A 21,250-nucleotide genomic window follows, 5' to 3' on the forward strand; every position below is an offset into this window, starting at 1 on the left:
CTTCGGGTGCCGACCTGTTAACGGTAAGGTTGCCGGCGGGCGCTCGTTCACTCCCCGCGCCACGGGCCGCCGAGCGCGTTCCGTCTGGCCGTGTCCGCTTCCCCGTCGCGGAACACGCTCACGCGCCCGGTCTCCTCGCTTAACGTGACCGTCGCGACCACCTCGGGCCTGACGGACGTCTCGAGCGCGCTCATGTGGCGCGATCCCATCCACGGCTCGTAGTCGACGTCGTCGACGAGGTCCGACTCGTCGGTCCGAGTCCCCAAGTCGCGGAACCGAACCATCTGTGCTTCCGCCTCGCCGTCGACGGCGACGACGACCCCGCCGTCCCGCTCGACGCTGACCCGCTCTGCGGCCTCGAAGAACTCGTCCTCCTCGAAGACGGACGCACAGCGCCCCCGCGGCCACCGGTTGTCCCCCATCGGGTCGGCGTACCTCCCGTATTCACGGTCCGCGACGACGGCGAAGTAGAGCCCGGGCCCTTTCACGTGCGGGTCGTCCCAGCGGTCGAAGTCGATGCTCACCGACTCCGCACAGTACACCAACCGGTCGACGACCTCCCGTACCCGGTCGTGAGTTCCGTAATCGACCGTCAACCGCGTCATCGTGACCCCCCGGACGACCCGTCCGGAGTCCTGTCGACGTACATACGCTAACGGTTGTGGATCCGGCCAGTAAGCCGTTTCGAGTCCGCGACATCGACAGCGATACCGATCCGACGACATCGGCCCGATGGGACTGATCCCGGTGAAACCGACCCGATGAGACCGACCCGGTGAAACCGACCCGATGAGACCGACCCGGTGAAACCGACCCGATGAGACCGACCTGATGAGACCGACCCGATGAGGCCGACCCGGCCGGGCCGGGAGGCCGCCCCGTCCATCCGAACCGAACCGCTCTTGTCGACGCCGGACCGACCGGGACCATGCTCGAGCCAGGCGACGACGCACCCGGGTTCACCCTTCGGAACCACCGCGACGAGCCGGTGTCGCTCGCGTCTATCGACGCGGCGTACACGGTCGTCTACTTCTACCCGCGGGCGGACACCCCCGGCTGCACGACGGAGGCGTGCGGGTTCCGCGACGACTGGGACGCGTTCGCCGACGCCGACGTCGCCGTCGTCGGGATCAGCGACGACCCCGTCGCCGACCTCGCCGACTTCGCCGCGAAGTTCGACCTCCCCTTCGACCTGCTCTCGGACCCCGACGGCGAGGTCGCGAGCGCGTACGGCTCCTACGGCGAGAAGAACATGTTCGGCAACACCTTCGACGGCGTCTTCCGGAACACCTACGTCGTCGACGCGGACGGCGCCGTCGTCCTCGCGTACGGGGACGTCTCGCCCGAGGACCACGCCGAAGCGATCCTCGCGGACGTCGCGGCGCTGGCGGACGACTGAACGGGCGAGCGACCGAACGGCTGCACAGCGAACGCGAAGCCGCGTGGTTCGCCGACCGAACCGTTAAAAGACGCCGCCGACCTTCGCGAGGAGCTTCGGCACCTCTTCGGCGATCGCGTGACGTTTCACCAGCCCGAAGCCCGCGACGATGACGAGGAACCCGACGACCGTCAGCGGGGTGACCGGCTCCGCGAGCAACACGACGCCCGCGATGGTGGCGACGACGGGAACGACGTAGGAGACGAGGTTGATCTCGAACGCCCCGAGTCGCTCGAGCAGCGTGAAGTAGATCGTGTACGCTACCGCCGACGACAACACCGCCAGGAAGGCGAGCGCGACGAGCGCCGGGAGCGCCGTCACGGGCGGTCCCTGCGGCTCGCCCAGCGCGACGCTCGTGGCGTGCATCGCCAGCCCGCCGAACAGCATCGCCCACGCGGTCAGCGCGATGCTCGAGAAGCTCGTCTCGACGACGCGGAGCCCGACGCTCCCGATCGAGACGGCGATCACGCCGACGAAGATGAGCCCGACCCCAATCGTAACGCCGCCCGCGAGGTTCGCCGGGTCGGGCTGGGCGACGAGCGCCACCCCGACGAACGCGAGGACGACGCCGAGCGACCCCCGAAGGTCGAGGCTCGACTCGCCGACCCAGACGGCGGCGACCGCGGCCGTGACGATGGGGACGAGGCTGTAGGTGATCGACGCGATCCCGCTCGTCGTGTACTGCTGGCCGGTGAACAGCAACGAGTTGTTGGCGGCGATCGAGAGGCCGCCGCTGAAGAGGATCGCGGCCGCGTCGCCGCGGGTCCGTGGGAGCGGACCGCTCTCGGTCAGGAGGACGTACGTGACGAGCAGCAGCGCCGCGATGTCGAAGCGGTAGGCGGCGTACAACACCGGCGGGTAGTACGCCAGGCCGACCTCGATGGCGACGAACGAGCCGCCCCACAGCCCCGCGAGCGCGAAGAACAGGAGGACGTCGCGATACCGTGACACGACCTTTCCGACGGGCGGCGCGCGTAAAGCCGTGTTCGTTTCTCCTCTCTCTTCCTCCACCCTCCTCTCTCTTCTTCTATCCCCGATCGTCTCCGCATCGAGGGGGCTCCTTTAGTGAGCGTTGCTCCCTCAGTGAGCGTGCTCCCTCGTCGAGCGTTGCCACACCACGTTTCCGGTGAACGCGGCGTCGTGACTCGTCGTACGGGCGTGACAACGGGTTCGATCGACGAGACCTCGACGAGGGGAGCAACGACGGGCCCCCAACGACGGGCCCCCAACGACAGCCGACCGCGGGATCAGTAGCCGCGGGTGATGAGGTAGTCGGCGATGTCCTCGAGGAGGCGTCGCGCCTCGTTGTCGGGGAGCACCTTGAGGTGGTCTTTCGACCGCGCCGTGAGGTCCTCGGCCATCTCGCGGGCGTACGCGATGGAGCCGGAGGCCTCGAGGGCGGCGACTGCCTCGTCGACCTCGGCCTCGGTGACCTCGGCCGGCGTGTCCGCGTCGACGAGGGCGTCGACGTCGACGCCCTCCTGTCGCGCGTGTAAGGTGATGAGCGTCTCCTTCTCCTCGACGAGGTCCGAGCCGCGCTGTTTGCCCAGCTTCTCGGACGGCACCGTCAGGTCCAGGACGTCGTCTTGGATCTGGAACGCGCGACCGGAGTCGATCCCGTATCGGTAGAGCGCCTCGACCACCTCGTCGTCGGCCCCGAGCAGGACCGCGGGCGTCGCTGCGGCCGCGCCGTAGAGGACCGCGGTCTTCAGTTCGACCATCTCCAGGTACTCGTCCGGGAGGATGTCGTCGCGCGACTCGAAGGCGACGTCGAGCGCCTGCCCCTCACAGATCTCGGTGCAGGTCGACGCGAGCAGCCGCATCGCCTCCAGCCCGTGGGAGGGGTCCGCGCCCGTCTCGGTCATGATCTCGAACGCCTTCGAGTACAGCGTGTCGCCGGCGAGGATCGCCGTCGAGGTGTCGTACTGTTCGTGGACGGCCGGGACTCCCCGTCGGAGGTCGTCCTCGTCCATGATGTCGTCGTGGATCAGCGTGAACGACTGGATCACCTCGATCGATACCGCCGCGCGCATCACGTCGACGTCGTCGCCGTCGAGCGAGGCGAACGACCGGTAGTCGGACGACATCGGCTCGACGTCCGTGACCGCTTCCGCCGCCAGCATCGTCACCGTGGGGCGGAGCCGCTTCCCGCCGGCCTCGAGGATGTACCGCGACGCCTCGTAGAGACGCTCGGGTCGTTGAATCGGCAGCTCCTCGTCGATAGCGGCGTTGACCAGTTCGCGCCGCTCGCGGATGGCCTCCAACACCCGCGCCTCCCTGGTTTCGCTCGTCATTCGACGAGCTGGATGGTGTTGCCGTTCTCCGTGACGTGGACGTCACGCCCGAGTTTGTACCCCTGCGAGGAGGCCAGGTTCACGTACGGCGAGAAGCCCTTGAGGTCCTGGTGGGCGGGGATGACGTGCTGGGGCTGAAGCGCGTCCAGCATGTCGTAGTGGCCCTCCTCGCGGAGGTGCCCGGAGACGTGGATGTCGTCGTAGATGCGAGCGCCCTGCATCCGGAGGAGCTGTTCGGACTGGTAGCGCTGGCCCTCGTTGGTCGGCTCCGGGATGACGCGGGCGCTGAAGACGACCTTGTCGCCGTCTTCCAGTTCGTAGGGGGTTTCGCCGCGACCCATGCGGGTGAGCATCGCTCGTGGCTCGCCCTGGTGGCCGGTGACGATGGGGAGGAAGTTCCCCTTGCCCTCCTTCATGATCCGCTTGAACGCGCGGTCGACGGACTTTCGGTGGCCGTACATCCCGACGTCGCCCCCGAAGTCGACGAAGTCGAGGCGCTCGGCGGTGCCGGAGTACTTCTCCATCGAGCGACCGAGGAGGACCGGCTGGCGGCCGATCTCGCGGGCGTACTCGACGAGCGACTGCACGCGGGCGATGTGGGAGGAGAACGTCGTCGCGACGATCCCGCCCGAGTAGTCCTCCATCGACTTGAACGTGTCATGGACGTGTTTGCGCGCGACCGATTCGGAGGGCGTGCGGCCCTTCCGGCCGGCGTTCGTGCAGTCCTCGATGTAACAGAGGACGCCGTTGCCCTCGCGACCGATCTCGCGGAACCGCTTCATGTCGATCGGGTCGCCGATGACGGGCGTGTGGTCCATCCGCTTGTCGAGCCCGTAAACGATCGATCCCTCGGGCGTGTGCAGGACCGGGTTGATCGCGTCGATGATCGAGTGCGTCACGTTGACGAACTCCATCTCGACGTTGCCGGAATCGCCGATGGGCATCGTGCCGCCGGCCTCCATCTTGACGAGGTCGTTGTCGACCTGGAACTTGCTCTCGCCCTGGATCTGCTGTCTGACCAGCTCGATCGTGTACGGGGAGGCCACGATGGGCGCGTCGTACCGGTGAGCGAGTTTCGGGATCGCCGCGATGTGGTCGAGGTGACCGTGGGTGGGGACGATCGCCTTGACGTCGCCCTCCAGGTCGCTCATGACGCGGTCGTCCGGGATCGCGCCCATGTCGATCAGGTCGAGACTGTGCATCTTTTCGGTCTCCACGTTGTCGTGGATCAGGACCTTACTGAGGTTCAGGCCCATGTCGAAGATGACGATGTCGTCGCCCGCGCGAACGGCCGTCATCTGTCGTCCGACTTCCTCGTATCCGCCGATTGTCGCGATTTCGATTTCCATGGTGTGTCGAGTGTCGACGCCGCCGAACGGCGTCTCTGTCACTGTGCCCGCATAAGGGCCCCGTCAGACCCGGCGTCTTCCAGCGCGTCGGCGAAGGCCCCGCTACGGTCGAGCCGACGTCGGCCCACCGTGTCCCGCGGGAGTGTGATGTTCGAGGGTACAGTGGCATCTGTTAAAAACTACTGGGTTCGAGAGCGCACGCGGGAGGCGAGAGACGGCCGCACCACGGTACACGGGAGGCGGCCGCACCACGGCTCGCATCGACGCCACACCGTCGGGACGGTCGCAATCGGGACGGTCGCCACCGGGTGGTCGCCACCGGGACGATCGCACTCGGGGCGGTCGCCACCGGGGCGGTGACGGGGAGAGCGGGACGTCTCGAGCACGTCAGTCGTTGTCTTACGCCTTCTCACCCGGTATTTTTAATAGCGCGACGGGCACCGGTGTACGTAATGAGTGGACGACCCCTCGACGTGCTCGAAGCGTCGCTCGAGGACCCCGTGACGGTGCACCTGAAGGACGGTACGACCTACTACGGGATCCTGGCGGGCTACGACCAGCACATGAACGTCGTGATCGAACCGGAGCCGGGCGTCGTCGATCGCGTCGACGACGACATCAACGGCGAGTTCGCGGTCGCCATCGAAGACACAACGATTATACGCGGCGATAACGTCGTCACGATCAAAGCATGACCGGCTCCGGCACGCCCTCTCAAGGGAAAAAGAACAAGACAGTCCACGTGAAGTGCCGCCGCTGCGGCGAGAAGTCCTACCACGTCAAAAAAGAGCGCTGCGCCTCGTGCGGCTTCGGCAAGTCCGCGAAACGCCGCGGCTACGCCTGGCAGTCGAAGGCCGGCGACAACTGATCGGTTTCTCCTCCTTCGTTTCCGCGCCCATCCCGAGCGACCGCCCCGTTCGTCGGATCGCCGCATCGACATCGGTGTTCCGTTCCGGTCGATCTCGAGGTTCCGTCCCAGTCGATCTCAATGATTCCCGATCTACGGGCATACACACGCATACGTGACGCCGTTCAGCGGCGGACCCAGTCGAGCACCCGTTTAGCGGCGGGCCCAGTCGAGCATCCGTTCGTAGAACGGGTCGGACGTGAGCGCGTCGACGTCGCCGACGAGCGTGAGCTCCTTTTTGGCGCGGGTGAGCGCGACGTTGACGCGGCGGTGGTCCTCGAAGATGGGGCCCTCGAGCGACCCGGTGGCGACGAAGGAGACGACGATCACTTCCTTCGAGGAGCCCTGAAAGCGGTCGACCGTGTCGACCGTTACGTCCGTGCGGCGGCCGATCTCCGCGACCTGCGCGCGGAACGGCGCGATGACGCCGACGTCGCCGGGGGCGACGCCCGCATCGAGGTACGCGTCGACGATCGTCGCGACGCGCTCGGCCTCGCGGACGTTGCGGTTCCCGTCGCGACTTCCGTCGGGGTCGACGAGGTTGACTCCGGCACCGAGCTCCGGCGGGAGGCCGTCGACGTCGACGCCGAGATCGGCGAGCGTCTGTCCCGCGATCGCCGGCGTCGCGGGGCGTAACGCGCCGTCGTAGAACTCCGCGGACGCGAACGCCTGGATCCGCTGGCTCATCCGGTACTGGCGGTCGAGCATGACGCTCGCGTCCGGGTACGCCTCGATGAGCCGCTGGAACAGCGACCGTTGAAGGTCGTTCTCCGCGCGCACGACCGGCGGGAGCTGCTGGTGGTCGCCGACGAGGACGAACCGATCCGCCAGGTTGATCGCGGCGTGGGTGCTCGGCTCCGTCAGCTGCGAGGCCTCGTCGACGAGGGCGACGTCGAACTCGCACTCGCGCATGACCCGAGAGCCGCAGGCGGCGGTGGTGGCGGCGACGACGGGCGCGTCCCGAAGCTCGGCGGCCTTTCGGTCGGGATCGCCGCGCTGGATCAGTCGCACGTCCTGCATGTCCTCGCGGACCCCGTTCTCCGTGCCGACGCGGAGGACGTCCTCGAACCCCTGCTCGCGGAGCGCCTCGAGCGCGTTGTCGACGGCGCGGTTCGTGAACGCCGCGAGCAGCACCCGATCGCCGCGCGCCACCAGCGCGCGGATGGTCCGAGCGATGGTGTACGTCTTGCCGGTCCCGGGCGGCCCGTGGATCAGCGCGCAGTCCTCGGCGGCCACGGCCAGCTCGACGGCGGCGTTCTGTGACGCGTTGTTGTCGATGAACGTCTCGTCCCTCGCGTCGTCGGCGAAGGCCGGCTCGCGTCGACCGAAGAGCACGTCCTTGCGATCCGCGTCCCCCTTCAAGACGGCGTCGTGGAGCGCCGTGAGCATCCGGTCGACGGAGAACTCCGAGGGGTAGACGTCGAGCCGTCGGAGGTCCACCGGCTCGTCGGTCTCGACGACGACCGCGTCGCCGAGGCGGGTGATCCGACCCAACTCGGCGTGACCGCTCACGGGGTCGCCGTCGCTCGCCAGCGCGACGTCGCCCTCGCGGAGCTTGGAAACGGCGTCGTCCGGCTTCCGCGCCCGCAGTTCCCACCGGTTGTCGTCGATCTCCGTCCGCGACACCGGCTCGAGGTTTATCAGGGCCCGGTCGTCGGCCGCGCGTTCCGCCGGGCTCTGTTCCCACAGCTTGCGGTACTCCGCGTGGGTCTCGCGCCGTTCCTGCTCGATCGCGGTATAAAAGCGGTCGAAGTAGTCGCGCTCGGCGTCGGGCACCGGCGACCCGATCTGCCCCGCCTTCGACTCCTGGTCCAGACGACCGGAGACGACCATACACGTGTCCTGCTCGAAACAGTACTGACACTTCGCGTCCGCCTCGTATCCCGTCGGGACCGTCGGTCGATCCCCGGGGTCGTTGAGCGCGCGCCACTCCATCGCCGCGAGCGCGTTTCGCTCGCGGACGACGAACGCGAGGAAGCCGTCGCCGATCGTGAACTCCTTGGCCGGCGCGAGATCGCCCGTCTCTTCGTTCCGGTCGAGCGCGGTGTTCTTCGTGTACAGGAGGGTCCCGATGTCCGGGTCGACGCCGCGCTCCTCGAGCATGAGCGCGTAGCACGCCGCCTGCACTTTGTCCTGAAAGCGCGGCTCGCGGTTCGTGTTCTTCCCGGTCTTGAGCTCGACCGGCGTTCCACGGCGCAACGCGTCCGCCCGCCCTTTTAAGCCGAACGTGGGCGAGATGAGGGTGAACTCGGATCGCCACGTGTCGTCGTCGGTGAGGGTCCCCTGCGCGAGCCACCCCTCGATCGCGGCGGCGTTGCGTCGCACCTCGTCCGCCACCTCGGTGGCGTCGCGGCCGAGCAGCCCCAGATCGAGGCCCGCCTCGTCGATCCGGTCGGTCACCGACTCCTCGAGGTCCATCCCGCGGAGCAGGTCGCCGAACACCTCGTGGACGATCGTCCCCTTGACGACCGGGTAGTTGAGGGGGATCCCCGAGAGCTTGTTCAAGTAGTACATCCGCGGGCACTGCACCCACGAGCGGATCCCCGTGACGTCGACGAGGAAGTCGGGTTCGAGCACGACCCACGAGTCGCCCGTGGTCGAGTACGTCGTCTCGCCGCCGAACTCGTCCGCCTCGGCGTCGGTGACGAGCAGCTCCATGCCGACCGCGGCGTGCTCGCCGGTCTCCGCCCACTTGCCCCACAGCGTCACGTCGACCGCGTCCGCCGCCCCGCGCTCCGGCCGTATCCGGAGCTCTCGCAGCTCCCGCTCGCCGTACGACGTCGACACCGTCCGCACGTCCCCGACCGAGAGGATCGGCCCCCGTACGTTCACGCTCTCCCTCCTCGTCGCCGGCGAAAAACGCTGTCGGTGCCTCGGGTGGCCCCAGCCGGTCCACGATCGGAACGCGCCCGTCGTCTCGGTCCCCCCGCCGACGGCGAGTAGCGCTCCGCAATCACTATACACGCCTCGCACCTTCCACCGGTAATGAGCGACTGGACGGAGAAGTACCGCCCGAGCACCCTCTCGGAGGTCCGCGGCAACGACAAGGCGCGGGACGCGTTCGCGGAGTGGGCGCGCTCGTGGGACGACCACCGCGAGGCCGTGATCCTCCACGGGAGCCCCGGGGTCGGGAAGACGAGCGCGGCACACGCGCTCGCGAGCGACATGGGGTGGCAGACGGTCGAGCTGAACGCCTCCGACCAGCGCACCGCCGACGTCATCGAGCGGTTCGCCGGCCGGGCGGCGATGAACGCGACCCTGGGCGGGAGCGCCGCCGGCGCCGGCGCGGACGGCGGCGACACCGCCTCGCGACAGCTCGTGATCTTAGACGAGGCGGACAACATCCACGGCAACTACGACCGCGGCGGGGCCTCGGCGATCACGAAGCTCGTCAAGGAGTCGGGCCAGCCCATCGTCTGTATCGCCAACGCCTTTTACGACATCTCCCGCGGGCTCCGGTCCGCCTGTCAGGACATCGAGTTCCGCGACGTCTCGGCGCGCTCCATCGTTCCGGTGCTCCGTGACGTCTGCCGGAAGGAGGGGATCGAGTTCGACCCCGACGCCCTCCAGCGGATCGCCGAGCGGAACCGCGGCGACCTCCGCGGGGCCGTCAACGACCTGCAGGCGGCCGCCGAAGGACGGTCCTCGATCGGCGTCGACGACGTCGTCACGGCGGACCGCGACAAGGCGATGGGGATCTTCCCGTACCTCGACGTCGTGTTGAAAGAGGGGTCCGCGCGCGAGGCGCTGCAGTCGTCGTACGACGTCGACGAGACGCCCGACGACCTGACGAAGTGGATCGAGGACAACATGCTGGACGTGTACGACACCGCGGAGGCGACCCGCGCGTACGACTTCCTCGCGAACGCCGACCGGTGGCTGGGCCGCGTCCGCGCCACGCAGAACTACTCGTACTGGCGCTACGCGGGCGACAACGCGGCGGCGGGGACCGCCGCGGCCCGCGACGGGACGAAGGGTGGCTGGACGCGATACGGGCGGCCGCAGTTCTGGCGGTCGTCCGACGGCACCGCCGACGAGGTGGTCCAGCGGATCGCCGAGCGCGGCGGGTACAGCATGAAGACGGCGCGGCGCGAGGTGCTCCCGTTCCTCGCCGCGCTGACACACCACTGCAAGCCGCGCGAGCTCACCGTCACGATGGCGGCGGCGTACGACCTCGACGAGGCCGGAGTCGCGTTCGTCACCGGCTCCGGCGAGTCGACGAACAAGGTGGCGTCCGTCGTCGCCGACGCGCGGGAGCGCCGCGAGGCGCTGATCGAGAGCAACGCCGACGGCGCGTTCGCGGGCGGCGGTGCTCGGACCGTGGGGGCGGACACGGACGGGAACGGCGCGGACGGCGAGGGGTCCGCCGCTACCGCGGACGACGGCGACGGTGTGACGGACGACGGTTCCGACACCGATGCCGGTGCCGACGGTGACGCCGGCGACGCTGCCGGCGACGACGGACAGTCCGGGCTGAGCGACTTCTTCTGAGCCCGGCCCGGAGGAACCGGATCCGCCGCCGAACCGTCCACCCGGCGACGAGCAGGCGGGCGAGCGGACAGGCGGCCGGAACGCGTCGTTTCTCGGCGCGTCGGAAACCGACCGACGGCTTTTATCGACGCGATCCCTGACGACTCACGTATGCACGTCGATGGCGGCCGTGAACCCCGTTCCGGCGCGGACTCCGACCTCGAGCGACGACGGATCGGTCGGGAACGAACCGACCGCGACCGGTCGACTTCCCGGTGCTCACGGGGGATTCGAGGTGACGGAGTGTGACGGGGAGCGCGCTGCTGGCGTTGGTGCCGCTGGCCGTCGTCGCCGTCCTGCTCGTCGGGCTCCTCTGGCCCGCCTCGCGGGCGATGCCGGCGGCGTGGCTCGCCGCGGCCGTCGTCGGCTTCCTCGCGTGGGAGATGCCGGTCGCGTGGATCGCCGCGGCGTCGATACGCGGGGTGATGACCGCGATCGAGATCCTCTGGATCGTCTTCGGCGCGCTCGTCCTGCTGTACACGCTGATGCGATCCGGGGCGGTCGACCGGATCAACGCCGGGTTCGCGGCGATCAGCGACGACCGCCGGGTCCAGGTGGTGCTGCTCGGGTTCTTCCTCGCGACGTTCATCGAGGGCGTCGCCGGCTTCGGCACCCCCGCCGCGGTGGTCGCCCCGCTGCTCTTGGCGCTCGGGTTCCCCGCGCTCGCGGCAGTCGTCGCCGCGCTCGTCGGTCACGCCGTCGCGACCGTGTTCGGCGCGGTCGGCACGCCCGTCGTCGTCGGCTTCCAAGCGCCCCTCGAGAACGTCTCGGACGCCATCGCGGCGGGCGGGTTCACGGTCGGGGAGTACGCCGCCACCGCCGGCGGCTGGGCAGCGGTGTTCAACGGCCTCTTGGGCGTCCTGATGCCGCTTTTCGCCGTCGGGATGGTCGTCTACTTCTTCGGCGAGACCGATCCCGACGACCGGTCGCTCGGCCCCGCGATCGCGGTCGCACCGCTCTGTGTGTTCGCCGGGGTCGCGTTCGCGGTCCCGTACGTCGCGGCGGCGTGGCTCGTGGGACCGGAGCTCCCGTCGATCGTCGCCGCGATGGTCGGCGGGGGCGTCGTCGTCGCGACGCTGAAGGCCGGATACCTGCTCCCTGACGACGAGTGGACGTTCCCGCCCCGCGAGGAGTGGCCGGCCCACTGGGTCGGCACCATCGAACCCGGCGGCGGAAACGGCGGGCCGACGGGCGCGGGGACGGACGACGCGAAGACGGCCGATGACTCGAAAGCGGGTGTCGACGCGGCCCCCGACACGGGGACCGACGCCTCGGCGATGTCCCTGCTCCGCGCGTGGTCGCCGTACCTCGTCCTCGTCGTCCTGTTGGTCGGCACCCGGGTCGTCGCCCCCCTGGAGACGTTCCTCCAAGAGGGCCCCGGGACGGCGATCGCGTGGTCCGGGATCCTCGGGACCGGGATCGGCGGGGAGATCGCGTGGGCGTACGTCCCCGGCACGTGGCTCGTCGTCGCCGCGCTCGTCGCGATCCCGCTGTTCGGGATGGATCGGGGCGAGGTGGCCGGCGCGTGGCGCGAGGCGGCCGCGAAGATCGTGTCCCCGGCGATCGCGTTGGCGTTCGTGATCGCGATGGTCGAGGTCATGTTGGAGACGGACGCCCACTCGGCGGCCGTCGACGGGAGCATGATCGTCGTGCTCGCGGACGCGACGGCGGCGACGTTCGGCCCGGCCTACCCCTTCTTCGCGCCGGCCGTCGGGGCGCTCGGGGCGTTCATCGCGGGCTCGATCACGGTGAGTAACATCACGTTCGTCACCTTCCAGTTCGAGATCGCCCAGGGGCTCGGGCTCCCGACCCAGCTGCTCGTCGGCGCACAGAGCATCGGCGCGGCGATCGGCAACGTGATCGCCATCCACAACGTGATCGCCGCGCTCGCGACCGTCGGGCTCGTCGGCGAGGCGGGCCGCGTCATCAGGCTCAACCTGATCCCGCTCGCGTACTACCTCGTCGCGGGCGGGACGCTCACCCTCCTGTTCGTCTACGTCCTGCTCCCGACCGCGTTCTGATCGGGACCGGGCGGGTCCCGTTCACGTAACGCTTTCACCCCCGGTCGCGAACGACGGCCATGCGCGCCGCGGCCCTCACCGAGTACGGCGAACCGTTAGCGATCCGCGAGCTTCCCGACCCCGAGCCCGACCCGGACGGCGCGGTCGTCCGCGTCGACGCCTGCGGGGTCTGTCGCAGCGACTGGCACGCCTGGAAGGGCCACGGCGAGTGGGCCGACGACCGGGTCCCACTGGGACAGACGCTCGGTCACGAGCCCGCGGGCGAGGTGGTGGCGGTCGGGCCGGAGGTCGACCGGTTCGCCCCCGGCGACCCCGTCGTCGTCCCCTTCTCGCTGGGCGACGGACGGTGTGGCTACTGCCGGCGGGGCCACGGTAACGTCTGTGCGAACGGTCGCGCGCTCGGGTTCGAGCCGGACGCGCCGGGCGCGTTCGCGGAGCGGGTCGCGGTTCCGGCCGCGGACTACAACCTCGTCGAGCGCCCCGCGTGGCTCTCCGCGCGCGACGCCGCCGCGCTCGGCTGCCGGTACATGACGGCGTACCACGCGCTCTCCGAGCGGGCCGGCCTCTCCGGCGGCGACCGTCTCGCGGTCCACGGCTGTGGCGGAGTCGGGCTCTCGGCGGTCCAGCTCGGCGACGCCCTCGGGGCCCGTGTCGTCGCCGTCGACGTCGACGACGACGCCCTCGACCACGCGCGGTCGATCGGCGCGGACGACGCGGTGAACCCCGGATCGATCGACGGCTCGGTCCCCGAACGGATCCGCGAGCTGACCGACGGGGGCGTGGACGTCTCCGTCGACGCGCTCGGGATCGCCGAGACCTGTCGGAACTCCGTTCGGTCGGTCCGCCCGCGAGGAACGCACGTGCAGGTGGGGTTGACCACGGACGCCGAGCGCGGGTCGGTGTCGCTGCCGACCGACTGGATGACGCGCTGGGAGGTGTCGTTCGTCGGCTCGCGCGGGATGCCGCCGACGAACTACGACGACCTGTTCGCGCTCGTCGAGGCGACCGGGGTCGACCCCGGCGCGCTCGTGAGCCGCGAGCTGTCGCTGTCGGAGGTGTCGTCCCGGCTCGCCGCGATGGACGACTACGACGTGCGGGGCGTGGAGGTCGTCACCGCGTTCGACTGAGCGTCGCGACCGCGTTCAGCCGAGTGCGCCGGTCAGATGTCCCGACGCACGAACAGCCCCGCGGCGAGGAGGACGAGGAGGACGAACGCCGCGAGCAGTATCGCGGCGTCGAGGAACGCGTACTCCTCGCGGACGAGGATCGCCGTCTCGTCGTAGTACCGGCTCGGCGTGACGTAGCCGATCCACTCGTAGTCGGGGTCGACGTTCGAGGCCCCCTCGACGAGCCAGAGCATGAACACGGCCACGAGCGCGGCCGCCTGCGCGGTCCGTTGGCGGTCGACCACGACCGACAGGACGAGTCCGATGCCGGCACAGACCAACAGGTACGGGACGCTGAGCAGGTGGACCATCGTCAGCGCGACGGGATCGAACGACTCGCCGATGGACAGCGCGCCGACGTAGACGACGACGCCGACGCCGACGTTCAACACGACGAGCGGGACCGCCAGGGCGGCGGCTTTCTGGGCGATCACCGACTCTCGAGACACCGGGGTCGAGAGGGTCAGGTCCATCTTCCGGCTCTCGACGTCGCCGGCGATCATGCCGGCGCTCACGTACGCGAAGTAGATCCCGACGAGGACGACCCAGAAGAACGAGTACATCTCGGCGGCGATGAACCCCTCTATCGTGTGTATCGCCTCGATCCCGAAGAACTCGATCATCCCCTCCGGGAACGCCTCCATGACGCCGTCGAGCGCCTCCGCGTCGTCCGCGAAGTCGGGATAGATGGAGAAGTACAGCACCGAGAACAGCACGAGGACGCCGACGAGCGCGAGCGGGCCGCGGCGGAGCCCTCTCGCCTCGTTGCGAAGGATGGCGGTCATCGTCGTCCCTCGGGCCGGCGACGCATCTCAGATGTCCCTCCGAACGAAGACGGTCGTCGCGACGACGAGCAGGACGAGGAACGCCCCGAGCGAAACCGCCGCGTCGAGGAACGCGTACTCCTCGTGGAGGAGGATCGCCGTCGGGTCGTAGTAGTGGCTCGGGGTGAGTTCGGCGATCCACTCGTAATCCGGCTCCAGTGCGGCGAGCCCGTCCAGCAGCCAGAGCAGGAAGACGAGCCCCAAGGCCCCGGTCCGGGCCCGTCCCGGGCGGTCGGTGCCGACCGACAGGACCACCCCGATGCCGGCACAGACCAGCAGGTACGGGACCCCGAGCAGGTGGACCATCGCCAGCGCGACGGGGTCGAACGACTCGCCCACGAGCCGTGCGCCGCCGGCCATCACGGCCAGCATCCCGACGTTCAGCGCGGCCATCGGCACCCAGAGGGCGGCGACCTTCTGGACGATCACCGACTCCCGGGACACCGGATACGACAGCGTGAGGTCCATCTTCCGCGTCCGGACGTCGTCTGCGACCGTGCCGGCGCCGGCGTAGCCGAAGTACATTCCGGCAAAGAGGATCCAGACGAACGGGTAGACGTACCCGCCGGCGAACCCCTCGATCGTGCTCAGCTCCTCGAGGCCCATCAGCTCGAGCATGTAGTCGGGATACGCCGCTTCGATCGCGTCCGCCTCGTCCTTCATCGCCGGGAAGACGGCGAGGAAGACGGCCGCGAGCATGGCGAACACGCCGGTCAGCACCAGGGAGCTCCGCTGGTACCCCTTGGATTCGTTGAGGAGGATCGCGGTCACGGCCGTTCCCCTCGGAAGCGGCCCTCACGTGACGCGTTCGCTGAGTCTCCTCCTCGTGGCTCGTCCGCTGGCTCCCCTCTTCGTGGCTCGTTCGCTGGGTCCCGTCCTCGTGGCTCGTCCCCTGACTCGCCCGTGTAGTAGTGTTTGAAGATCGTCTCCAGCTGTGGGTTCCCGATGTCGACGTCGCTGGTCTCGAACCGCACGAGGTGTTCGAGCAGCGACTGTGCGTCGCCGGTGTACGTGAAGTGGACGGCGTCGTCGAACAGCTCCACGTCGATCATGTCGTCCGTGAGGAAGTCCTCCTCGTCGACCGGCTCCGCGAGCTGTACCCGCACCTCCTTGCCGCTCCGTGCCAGCAGCTCGTCGATGTCCTCGAGGGCGACCAGCTCGCCGTCGCGAATGATGCCGACGCGGTCACACACCTGCTGCACCTCGCTGAGGACGTGTGAGGAGAAGAAGATCGTCTTCCCGGCGTCGCGCTCCGACTCCAGGAACAGCCGGAGGCGGTCCTGTTTGAGCGGGTCGAGCCCGGAGGTCGGCTCGTCCATGATGACGAACGCCGGGTCGTGCATGAACGCCTGGACGATCCCCAACATCCGCCGGTTCCCCGCGGAGTACGTCCCGACCGGCTGGTCGAGCGGCGGCGTGAACAGCTCCAACAGCTCCCCGCGCCGTTCGTCGCCCCGCATCCGGGCGAAGTAATCGAGCACCTGCCGACCGGTGAGGTGGTCGTCGAACCCCAGCGTGTCGGGGAGGTAGCCGATCTCCGATTTGACCGCGGTGAGCGCGCGCCGGTCGTGAACGTCGGCCCCGAGCACCTCGGCCGTCCCGGACGTCGGCCTGATGAGCCCGAGCAGCATCCGGATCGTCGTCGTCTTCCCCGCGCCGTTGGGGCCGAGGTAGCCGAACACCTCCCCGGACTCGACGCTGAACGTGACGCCGTCGTTCGCGGCGACGTCGCCGTACCGCTTGGTGAGGTCCGTCGTCTGGATGGCTGGCATGGATCGGTGGGTCACCTCCGGTAGAGCCACACGAAGACGACGGCGACCAGGACGGCGAGGGCGCCGAATATCACCACCTCGATCGCCGGGAGCCCGTCGTCGGTCGCCTCGGTAACCTCGACGGCGAGCGTGGCCGGACGGGCCATCACGGTCTCGTCGTCGGGATCGATGTACTCGACGCCGACGGTCGCCGGATACCGGCTCGCCGGCGCGTCGCCGTCGACCTCCAGATCGAAGGCGACGACCTCGCTCTCGCCCGGCGCGAGCGCCGGAACGACCGTCGACCGGAAGTCGCTCTCCAGCGGGTCCGCGACGTCGAGCGTCAGGCGAACGTCGCGGACGTCGACCTCGCGCCGGTTCGTGACGTCGACCCGGAGCGTCCCGCTCTCGCCGGCGGCGAAGCTGGCGTTCACCGCGTCGACGTCGAGCGCGTCGCGGCGCTCGGCCACGTCGACGCGTACGGGATCGACCGTCGCCCGGTCGTTGCCCGCCGTCGTTCGGTACTGCGTCGTCACGTCGAGCCGCTGCGGGACGGGGTCCGTTCCGGGCGGGACGGTCCCTCGGAACCGGAACGTCGCGGACTCCCCGGCCGCGAGCGACCCGACCGCGTACGAGTCCGTACGGGGCTCGATCCGGGCGTCGCCGAGCGCGAGCCGGACGGCGTCGACGTCGACGGGACCGTCGTTGCGGACCGTTCCCTCGATCGCCCCGACCTCGCCGACGCGGAGCGTTGAGGAGGTGACCGACACCGAAAACGACTGTTCGCCGGCCGGGACGACCCCGGCGGTGAGTCCCTCCTGTACGCCCGCGACCCCGTCCGTGTCCGTGTACTCGACGGACGCGTCGAGCGCGAGGTCGCGCACGTCGACGTCCTCGCGCACGGTGACCCGATGGGCGATCGTGGCGTTCTCGCCGGGATCGAGCCGCTCGACGCGGGCCGTGTTCCGGGGGGCCTCGCCGAACGACACGTCCGTACTCCGCGACTCGAGGCCGACGACGACGTCGCGGGCGGCCTCGCTCCCCACGTTGGTCACGTTCGTGACGAGCGACCCCGAGTCGCCGACCTGGACGTCGCTCTCGACGGTGTCGACCGCGAACCGGGGCCGGTCCTCGACGGTCACGTCGACCGAGGTTCGGACCGTCCGTGACCGCTCCTGGACGACGTTCCCCGCCGGCGAGTACAGCGACGTGTGTGAGTACCGGACCCGGACGTCGACGTCGTACTCGCCGGGCTCGACGTCCTCCGGAACGGTGACGGAAAGCGGCACGGGCGCGACAGCCCCGTCGGGGACGGTCCCGACGGACTGGCGTCGTGTGTGGACCTCGAACGGGCCCTCGTCCGTGACCTCAACCGTGACCGCGCGCGCGGTGGTCACGAGGTCCCGCTGCGGGGCGGCGCCCGCCCGGACCTCCCCGTCGTTTGCGACCTGCAGGACGAGCTCGTCGGTGCTCGCCGCCGTGAGCGTCGACTCCGGGGCGTACACGTCGATCCCGGGCTCCCCGCGGACGAACGACGACTCCTCCTGTGCGACCGCGACGCCCGCGACGCCCGCGGCGAGGAGGGCGACCACCAACACCACCCCGACGTGTCGTCGCCGCATCTACGCAACCTCCGGGACACCACCGGCTCTCGGGCGGGCGGACTCGCGCCGCGCTCCGCGACTGACGGGGACCATGCCACGGAGTTCTTGTCACTCGGACTTAGCCTTTTGGAGGGTGCGTCTCCCGCTTCCGTCCCGTCGGGAACCGCTCAGTCGCCGCCGAGCGTGGCCCGCCCCGCCGCGTTCGGTTCGGCCGTCCGCACGCTCCACGCGGCGGCCGCGGCGAGCGCGACGGCCCCCGCGATCGCGAGGAGGTTGACCGTCTGCCACGTCCCCGTGTACAGGACGAGGTCGCGGCCGAGCAGCAGCGTGACGACGAGGAAAGCCATCGATCCGACCGCGAGCGCACGGACCCGAGCGGCGTCGACGGCGGTCCCGTTCGCCCCTTCGGTCGCCGAGACGGCGACGGCGAGCAGGCCCAGGTGGGCGCTCAGGGTGGCGACGTAGAACGCCGCCTGTGCGCCCGGCGAGTAGGTGACGAGCGGGACGGCCCGCGAGAACGCGACGCCCGCGAGCAGTCCCGCAAGCGCGACGCCGAGCCCGATCCGGAGGAGCCGTGGCCCCGGCCGGGAACCTCCCCACAGCGTCGCCAGCCCGAGCAGAGTGAAGATGACCAGCGCGACGATCAGGTGTGCGGCGTGCGTGGAGACGGTGTAGCCGCCCGGGACGAGCCCGCCGATCGTGACCGTGACCGCGCCGACGGTGATCTGTACCGGGAGGACGACGACGGCGAGCGTCGCCGCCAGCCGGGTCCGGCGGTCGAAGTCGCCGGCCCACGTCCACGCGGCGACCCCGATGATGAGGAAGCCGGTGACCATCGCCCACACGCGGTGGAACCACTCGATGAAGTCGGGGTTGATCGTGAGCGCGGGGATGAGCTGATCCGAACAGAGGGGCCACTGCGCCTGACAGGCCAGCCCCGAGCCGGTCGCCGCGGTGTACACGCCGAGGGCGAACAGCGTCAGCGTCATTCCCGTCGTCGCCGCCGCGTACCGCCGGAACGTCAGCCACGCGGGCCGAAGACTCATTGGTTGGGATCGGGCTTCGGCGTACTTAGACCGTTCGACCGCTCCACGCGGGCGGGAACGAGCGAATGACTACCGGGACAGCTCCGTTCGTGCCTGCCGGGCCGTGCTCGACATCCCGTCGTTGCCCTCGACGTCCGCGAGCGTCTCGACGGCCTCCAGCTTCCGGATGGCGTTATCGAGGAACGAGCGCACGTCGCCGGTGTACGCGTACACCATGTAGTCGTCGGTCATCACGTCGACGATCGCCCCGGGACCGAGCCCCTCCGCGCGCAGCTCCAGCACGTAGCGGATGAACTTCCGCTCCGGGCAGCCGCAGTAGGGGTTCGCCTGGCAGTCGCAGTCGAGGAAGTCCTCGGAGAAGTCGAGGATGCGATCACGGGTCGTCGAGTCGAGCTTCGAGAGCCCGTCGCCGGTGAACAGCAGGTCGAGCGTCGCCCCCGAGAACGCTCCCTTGGGGACGTTCGTCTCCAGCTGAGAGGCGAGCTGGCGGTGGTTCTTCACGTAGATCTTGTCCGTGAACGCCACAGTTGTCCGTCGATACGCCGCCACGGATTAAAAGGGGCGTGGTCGTCACTCGGTCCCACGGTCGACCGGGAGTCGTAACGGTTATCTGTGAAAGCGGGGTACGTGACGATGCGTGTCCGGGTTAGGGTAGTGGACTATCCTTCAGCCTTGTGGAGGCTGAGACGCGGGTTCGATTCTCGCACCCGGACCTTCTCCAACGCCCGTCCGAGAAGCGGCGCGGCTCGTCGCCGCCAGCCTCACACCTCGTCGCGGTCGGTGTACGTGTACCGACGGGCGATCCGGTCGCCGTCGAACTCGTGGAAGTCGGCGAAGCCGAACCGTACGCGATCGTCGCCCTGGACGCCCGAGAACGTCCCGCGAACCGCGACGACCGCGTTCGCGTCGGAGGCGTCATCGTCCGTTCCGCTCTCGCCGTCCGTGCCGCCCTCGCCGTCCGTGCCGCCCTCGCCGTCCGTGCCGCCCTCGCCGTCCGTGCCGACCTCAACGACGACGGCGTCGACTTCGTGTGTGCCGTCCTCGAGCGGCCGATCCTGCTCGTAGAACGCCTCGAACGCCGCCTTTCCCTCGATCGGGGCCTGTCCCGGTCGTTCGTACACCACGTCGTCGGTGAACAGGTCGAACAGCGGCTCGTACGCCTCGTCGTCGACGAGGTCGTAGTAGCGACGGACGAGCGACTCGGGGTCGAGCTCCTCGGGAGGCACGGACATGTCCGGAACTGTCGACTCCGCCCTGATAAGTGACCCGGCGACGAACCGTCCGATCGGGTCGGGACCCCGGACCGCCGCGACGCGGAGCCTTTTGAGGGCGGCCGTCGATGACTCGGACATGAGCGACCCAGACGTCGTCGTGTTGCGACAGACGATCCACGGCGTGGGCGGGCCCGAACTGGCTGCGACGATCCGCGAGCGACTCCCCGACCTCGAGGTGGCGCTGGCACGGACGCCCGCGGAGGAACGCGAACTGCTCGAAACCGCGCGGATCGCCGTCGGGTTCGACATCGACGAGGCCGCGCTCGCGGCCGCCGAGAACCTGGAGCTGTTCGCGTGCGTGTACGCCGGCACCGGCCACCTCCCGCGCGACGCCTTCGCGGAGCACGGGGTCGCGGTGACGAACGCCTCGGGGGTTCACGGCCCGAACATCGCGGAGTACGTCCTCGGGGCGATGATCGGCCACGCGAGGGAGTTCCACCGGGCCCATCGCCAACAGATCGACCGCGAGTGGCGGAGCTACCCGACGACGGAGGTGTACGGCTCGACGGTCGCCGTCGTGGGCCTCGGCGCGATCGGACGGACGGTCGTCGACCGGCTGGAGCCGTTCGACGTCGAGACGGTCGGCGTCCGGTACTCCCCCGAGAAGGGCGGCCCGACCGATCGGGTGTACGGGTTCGACGAGCTCCACGAGGCGATCACCGACGCGGAGTACGTCGTGCTCGCGTGTCCGCTCTCGGACGCGACGCGCGGGCTCGTCGACGCCGACGCCTTCCGTACGATGCGGCCCGACGCCGTTCTCGTCAACGTCGCCCGCGGGAAGGTCGTCGACACGGACGCGCTGGTCGACGCGCTCCGGTCGAACGGGATCCGGGGGGCGGCCCTCGACGTCACCGACCCCGAGCCGCTCCCGGAGGACCACCCGCTGTGGGGGCTCGGCAACGTCACGATCACGCCGCACAACGCCGGCCACACGCCGGCGTACTTCGACCGGGTCGTCGACGTCCTCGCGGAGAACGTCGACCGGCTGTCAGCCGGCAGCGACGACCTCCGAAACCGGGTGGTGTGACGGGGTCGGGGAGACGCGA

General features: G+C 69.6%; 19 protein-coding genes and 1 tRNA gene. 8 read left to right on the forward strand and 12 right to left on the reverse strand.

The window, feature by feature from the left end; all coding sequences use genetic code 11:
- Positions 1-47: 47 nt before the first annotated feature.
- Positions 48-605 carry a diadenylate cyclase gene (locus GRS48_RS07490; protein WP_159485141.1) on the reverse strand — a complete coding sequence of 186 codons (558 nt, stop codon included), beginning with the start codon at positions 603-605 and terminating at the stop codon, positions 48-50.
- 323 nt (positions 606-928) lie between these two features.
- Between GRS48_RS07490 and bcp the strand changes: the two genes are divergently transcribed.
- Positions 929-1,399, forward strand: coding sequence for a thioredoxin-dependent thiol peroxidase (gene bcp, locus GRS48_RS07495; protein WP_159485143.1), 471 nt, complete (start codon positions 929-931; stop codon positions 1,397-1,399).
- A gap of 63 nt (positions 1,400-1,462) precedes the next feature.
- Here bcp and GRS48_RS07500 read toward each other — a convergent pair whose 3' ends face one another.
- The 3 genes from GRS48_RS07500 to GRS48_RS07510 form a co-directional block, all read right to left on the reverse strand.
- On the reverse strand, positions 1,463-2,389 hold the full coding sequence (locus GRS48_RS07500) for a DMT family transporter (protein ID WP_321168343.1): 927 nt from the start codon (positions 2,387-2,389) through the stop codon (positions 1,463-1,465).
- Positions 2,390-2,685: 296 nt separating this feature from the next.
- The gene (idsA3, locus tag GRS48_RS07505) at positions 2,686-3,732 is read right to left on the reverse strand and encodes a geranylfarnesyl diphosphate synthase (RefSeq protein WP_159485145.1); all 1,047 of its coding nucleotides are present in this window, start codon (positions 3,730-3,732) and stop codon (positions 2,686-2,688) included.
- A complete protein-coding gene (locus tag GRS48_RS07510) occupies positions 3,729-5,081 on the reverse strand; it encodes a ribonuclease J (protein ID WP_159485147.1) in 1,353 nt (450 codons plus the stop codon). The genes idsA3 and GRS48_RS07510 overlap by 4 nt, the downstream gene beginning before the upstream one ends.
- Positions 5,082-5,533: 452 nt before the next feature.
- Here GRS48_RS07510 and GRS48_RS07515 point away from each other — a divergent pair, with 452 nt between their 5' ends.
- Both GRS48_RS07515 and GRS48_RS07520 read left to right on the forward strand, forming a co-directional pair.
- Positions 5,534-5,776 carry an LSM domain-containing protein gene (locus GRS48_RS07515; protein WP_159485149.1) on the forward strand — a complete coding sequence of 81 codons (243 nt, stop codon included), beginning with the start codon at positions 5,534-5,536 and terminating at the stop codon, positions 5,774-5,776.
- Entirely contained in the window at positions 5,773-5,949 is a 177-nt protein-coding gene (locus tag GRS48_RS07520; protein WP_159485151.1) for a 50S ribosomal protein L37e, read from the forward strand. The genes GRS48_RS07515 and GRS48_RS07520 overlap by 4 nt, the downstream gene beginning before the upstream one ends.
- 192 nt (positions 5,950-6,141) lie before the next feature.
- On the opposite strand, the gene GRS48_RS07525 is transcribed toward GRS48_RS07520, so the two are convergent.
- Complete coding sequence (locus tag GRS48_RS07525; protein ID WP_321168344.1) at positions 6,142-8,820, reverse strand: AAA domain-containing protein; 2,679 nt, start codon at positions 8,818-8,820, stop codon at positions 6,142-6,144.
- Between the two features lie 153 nt (positions 8,821-8,973).
- On the opposite strand from GRS48_RS07525, the gene GRS48_RS07530 reads away from it, so the two are divergent.
- From GRS48_RS07530 to GRS48_RS07540, 3 genes are all read left to right on the forward strand, one after another.
- Complete coding sequence (locus GRS48_RS07530; RefSeq protein WP_159485153.1) at positions 8,974-10,479, forward strand: replication factor C large subunit; 1,506 nt, start codon at positions 8,974-8,976, stop codon at positions 10,477-10,479.
- 284 nt (positions 10,480-10,763) lie between these two features.
- A complete protein-coding gene (locus GRS48_RS07535) occupies positions 10,764-12,539 on the forward strand; it encodes an L-lactate permease (RefSeq protein ID WP_321168345.1) in 1,776 nt (591 codons plus the stop codon).
- A 59-nt stretch (positions 12,540-12,598) separates the two neighbouring features.
- The gene (locus tag GRS48_RS07540) at positions 12,599-13,666 is read left to right on the forward strand and encodes a zinc-dependent alcohol dehydrogenase family protein (protein WP_159485155.1); all 1,068 of its coding nucleotides are present in this window, start codon (positions 12,599-12,601) and stop codon (positions 13,664-13,666) included.
- 32 nt (positions 13,667-13,698) lie between these two features.
- Here GRS48_RS07540 and GRS48_RS07545 read toward each other — a convergent pair whose 3' ends face one another.
- The 6 genes from GRS48_RS07545 to GRS48_RS07570 form a co-directional block, all read right to left on the reverse strand.
- Positions 13,699-14,490: an ABC transporter permease subunit gene (locus tag GRS48_RS07545; protein WP_159485157.1), complete on the reverse strand. Its 792-nt coding sequence runs from the start codon at positions 14,488-14,490 to the stop codon at positions 13,699-13,701.
- Between the two features lie 27 nt (positions 14,491-14,517).
- Positions 14,518-15,300, reverse strand: coding sequence for an ABC transporter permease subunit (locus GRS48_RS07550; protein ID WP_200840229.1), 783 nt, complete (start codon positions 15,298-15,300; stop codon positions 14,518-14,520).
- Positions 15,297-16,301, reverse strand: coding sequence for an ABC transporter ATP-binding protein (locus tag GRS48_RS07555; RefSeq protein WP_159485159.1), 1,005 nt, complete (start codon positions 16,299-16,301; stop codon positions 15,297-15,299). Before GRS48_RS07555 ends, GRS48_RS07550 begins: the two co-directional genes overlap by 4 nt.
- A gap of 11 nt (positions 16,302-16,312) precedes the next feature.
- Entirely contained in the window at positions 16,313-17,902 is a 1,590-nt protein-coding gene (locus GRS48_RS07560; protein ID WP_159485161.1) for a COG1361 S-layer family protein, read from the reverse strand.
- 149 nt (positions 17,903-18,051) lie between these two features.
- Entirely contained in the window at positions 18,052-18,930 is an 879-nt protein-coding gene (locus GRS48_RS07565) for a COX15/CtaA family protein (protein WP_343160880.1), read from the reverse strand.
- A 69-nt stretch (positions 18,931-18,999) separates the two neighbouring features.
- Positions 19,000-19,455 (reverse strand): DUF5814 domain-containing protein, encoded by a 456-nt coding sequence (locus GRS48_RS07570; protein ID WP_321168346.1) that lies wholly within the window; start codon positions 19,453-19,455, stop codon positions 19,000-19,002.
- 115 nt (positions 19,456-19,570) lie between these two features.
- On the opposite strand from GRS48_RS07570, the gene GRS48_RS07575 reads away from it, so the two are divergent.
- Positions 19,571-19,643: transfer RNA gene (locus GRS48_RS07575), tRNA-His, on the forward strand.
- Between the two features lie 48 nt (positions 19,644-19,691).
- Here GRS48_RS07575 and GRS48_RS07580 read toward each other — a convergent pair.
- Positions 19,692-20,162, reverse strand: a complete 471-nt coding sequence (locus GRS48_RS07580; protein WP_159485163.1) for a nuclear transport factor 2 family protein — start codon at positions 20,160-20,162, stop codon at positions 19,692-19,694.
- 118 nt (positions 20,163-20,280) lie between these two features.
- Here GRS48_RS07580 and GRS48_RS07585 point away from each other — a divergent pair, with 118 nt between their 5' ends.
- A complete protein-coding gene (locus GRS48_RS07585) occupies positions 20,281-21,231 on the forward strand; it encodes a D-2-hydroxyacid dehydrogenase (RefSeq protein WP_159485165.1) in 951 nt (316 codons plus the stop codon).
- The last annotated feature ends 19 nt before the right edge of the window (positions 21,232-21,250 follow it).

The sequence above is a fragment of the Halorubrum sp. JWXQ-INN 858 genome (assembly GCF_009806985.1).
GTDB lineage: Archaea > Halobacteriota > Halobacteria > Halobacteriales > Haloferacaceae > Halorubrum.

What these genes read in the sequence shown, in the direction of transcription:
- GRS48_RS07490 (WP_159485141.1), bottom strand. Translation starts at nt 605, where the DNA reads ATGACGCGGTTGACGGTCGATTACGGAACTCACGACCGGGTACGGGAG.
- bcp (WP_159485143.1), top strand. Translation starts at nt 929, where the DNA reads ATGCTCGAGCCAGGCGACGACGCACCCGGGTTCACCCTTCGGAACCAC.
- idsA3 (WP_159485145.1), bottom strand. Translation starts at nt 3,732, where the DNA reads ATGACGAGCGAAACCAGGGAGGCGCGGGTGTTGGAGGCCATCCGCGAG.
- GRS48_RS07510 (WP_159485147.1), bottom strand. Translation starts at nt 5,081, where the DNA reads ATGGAAATCGAAATCGCGACAATCGGCGGATACGAGGAAGTCGGACGA.
- GRS48_RS07515 (WP_159485149.1), top strand. Translation starts at nt 5,534, where the DNA reads ATGAGTGGACGACCCCTCGACGTGCTCGAAGCGTCGCTCGAGGACCCC.
- GRS48_RS07520 (WP_159485151.1), top strand. Translation starts at nt 5,773, where the DNA reads ATGACCGGCTCCGGCACGCCCTCTCAAGGGAAAAAGAACAAGACAGTC.
- GRS48_RS07530 (WP_159485153.1), top strand. Translation starts at nt 8,974, where the DNA reads ATGAGCGACTGGACGGAGAAGTACCGCCCGAGCACCCTCTCGGAGGTC.
- GRS48_RS07540 (WP_159485155.1), top strand. Translation starts at nt 12,599, where the DNA reads ATGCGCGCCGCGGCCCTCACCGAGTACGGCGAACCGTTAGCGATCCGC.
- GRS48_RS07545 (WP_159485157.1), bottom strand. Translation starts at nt 14,490, where the DNA reads ATGACCGCCATCCTTCGCAACGAGGCGAGAGGGCTCCGCCGCGGCCCG.
- GRS48_RS07555 (WP_159485159.1), bottom strand. Translation starts at nt 16,301, where the DNA reads ATGCCAGCCATCCAGACGACGGACCTCACCAAGCGGTACGGCGACGTC.
- GRS48_RS07560 (WP_159485161.1), bottom strand. Translation starts at nt 17,902, where the DNA reads ATGCGGCGACGACACGTCGGGGTGGTGTTGGTGGTCGCCCTCCTCGCC.
- GRS48_RS07565 (WP_343160880.1), bottom strand. Translation starts at nt 18,930, where the DNA reads ATGAGTCTTCGGCCCGCGTGGCTGACGTTCCGGCGGTACGCGGCGGCG.
- GRS48_RS07580 (WP_159485163.1), bottom strand. Translation starts at nt 20,162, where the DNA reads ATGTCCGTGCCTCCCGAGGAGCTCGACCCCGAGTCGCTCGTCCGTCGC.
- GRS48_RS07585 (WP_159485165.1), top strand. Translation starts at nt 20,281, where the DNA reads ATGAGCGACCCAGACGTCGTCGTGTTGCGACAGACGATCCACGGCGTG.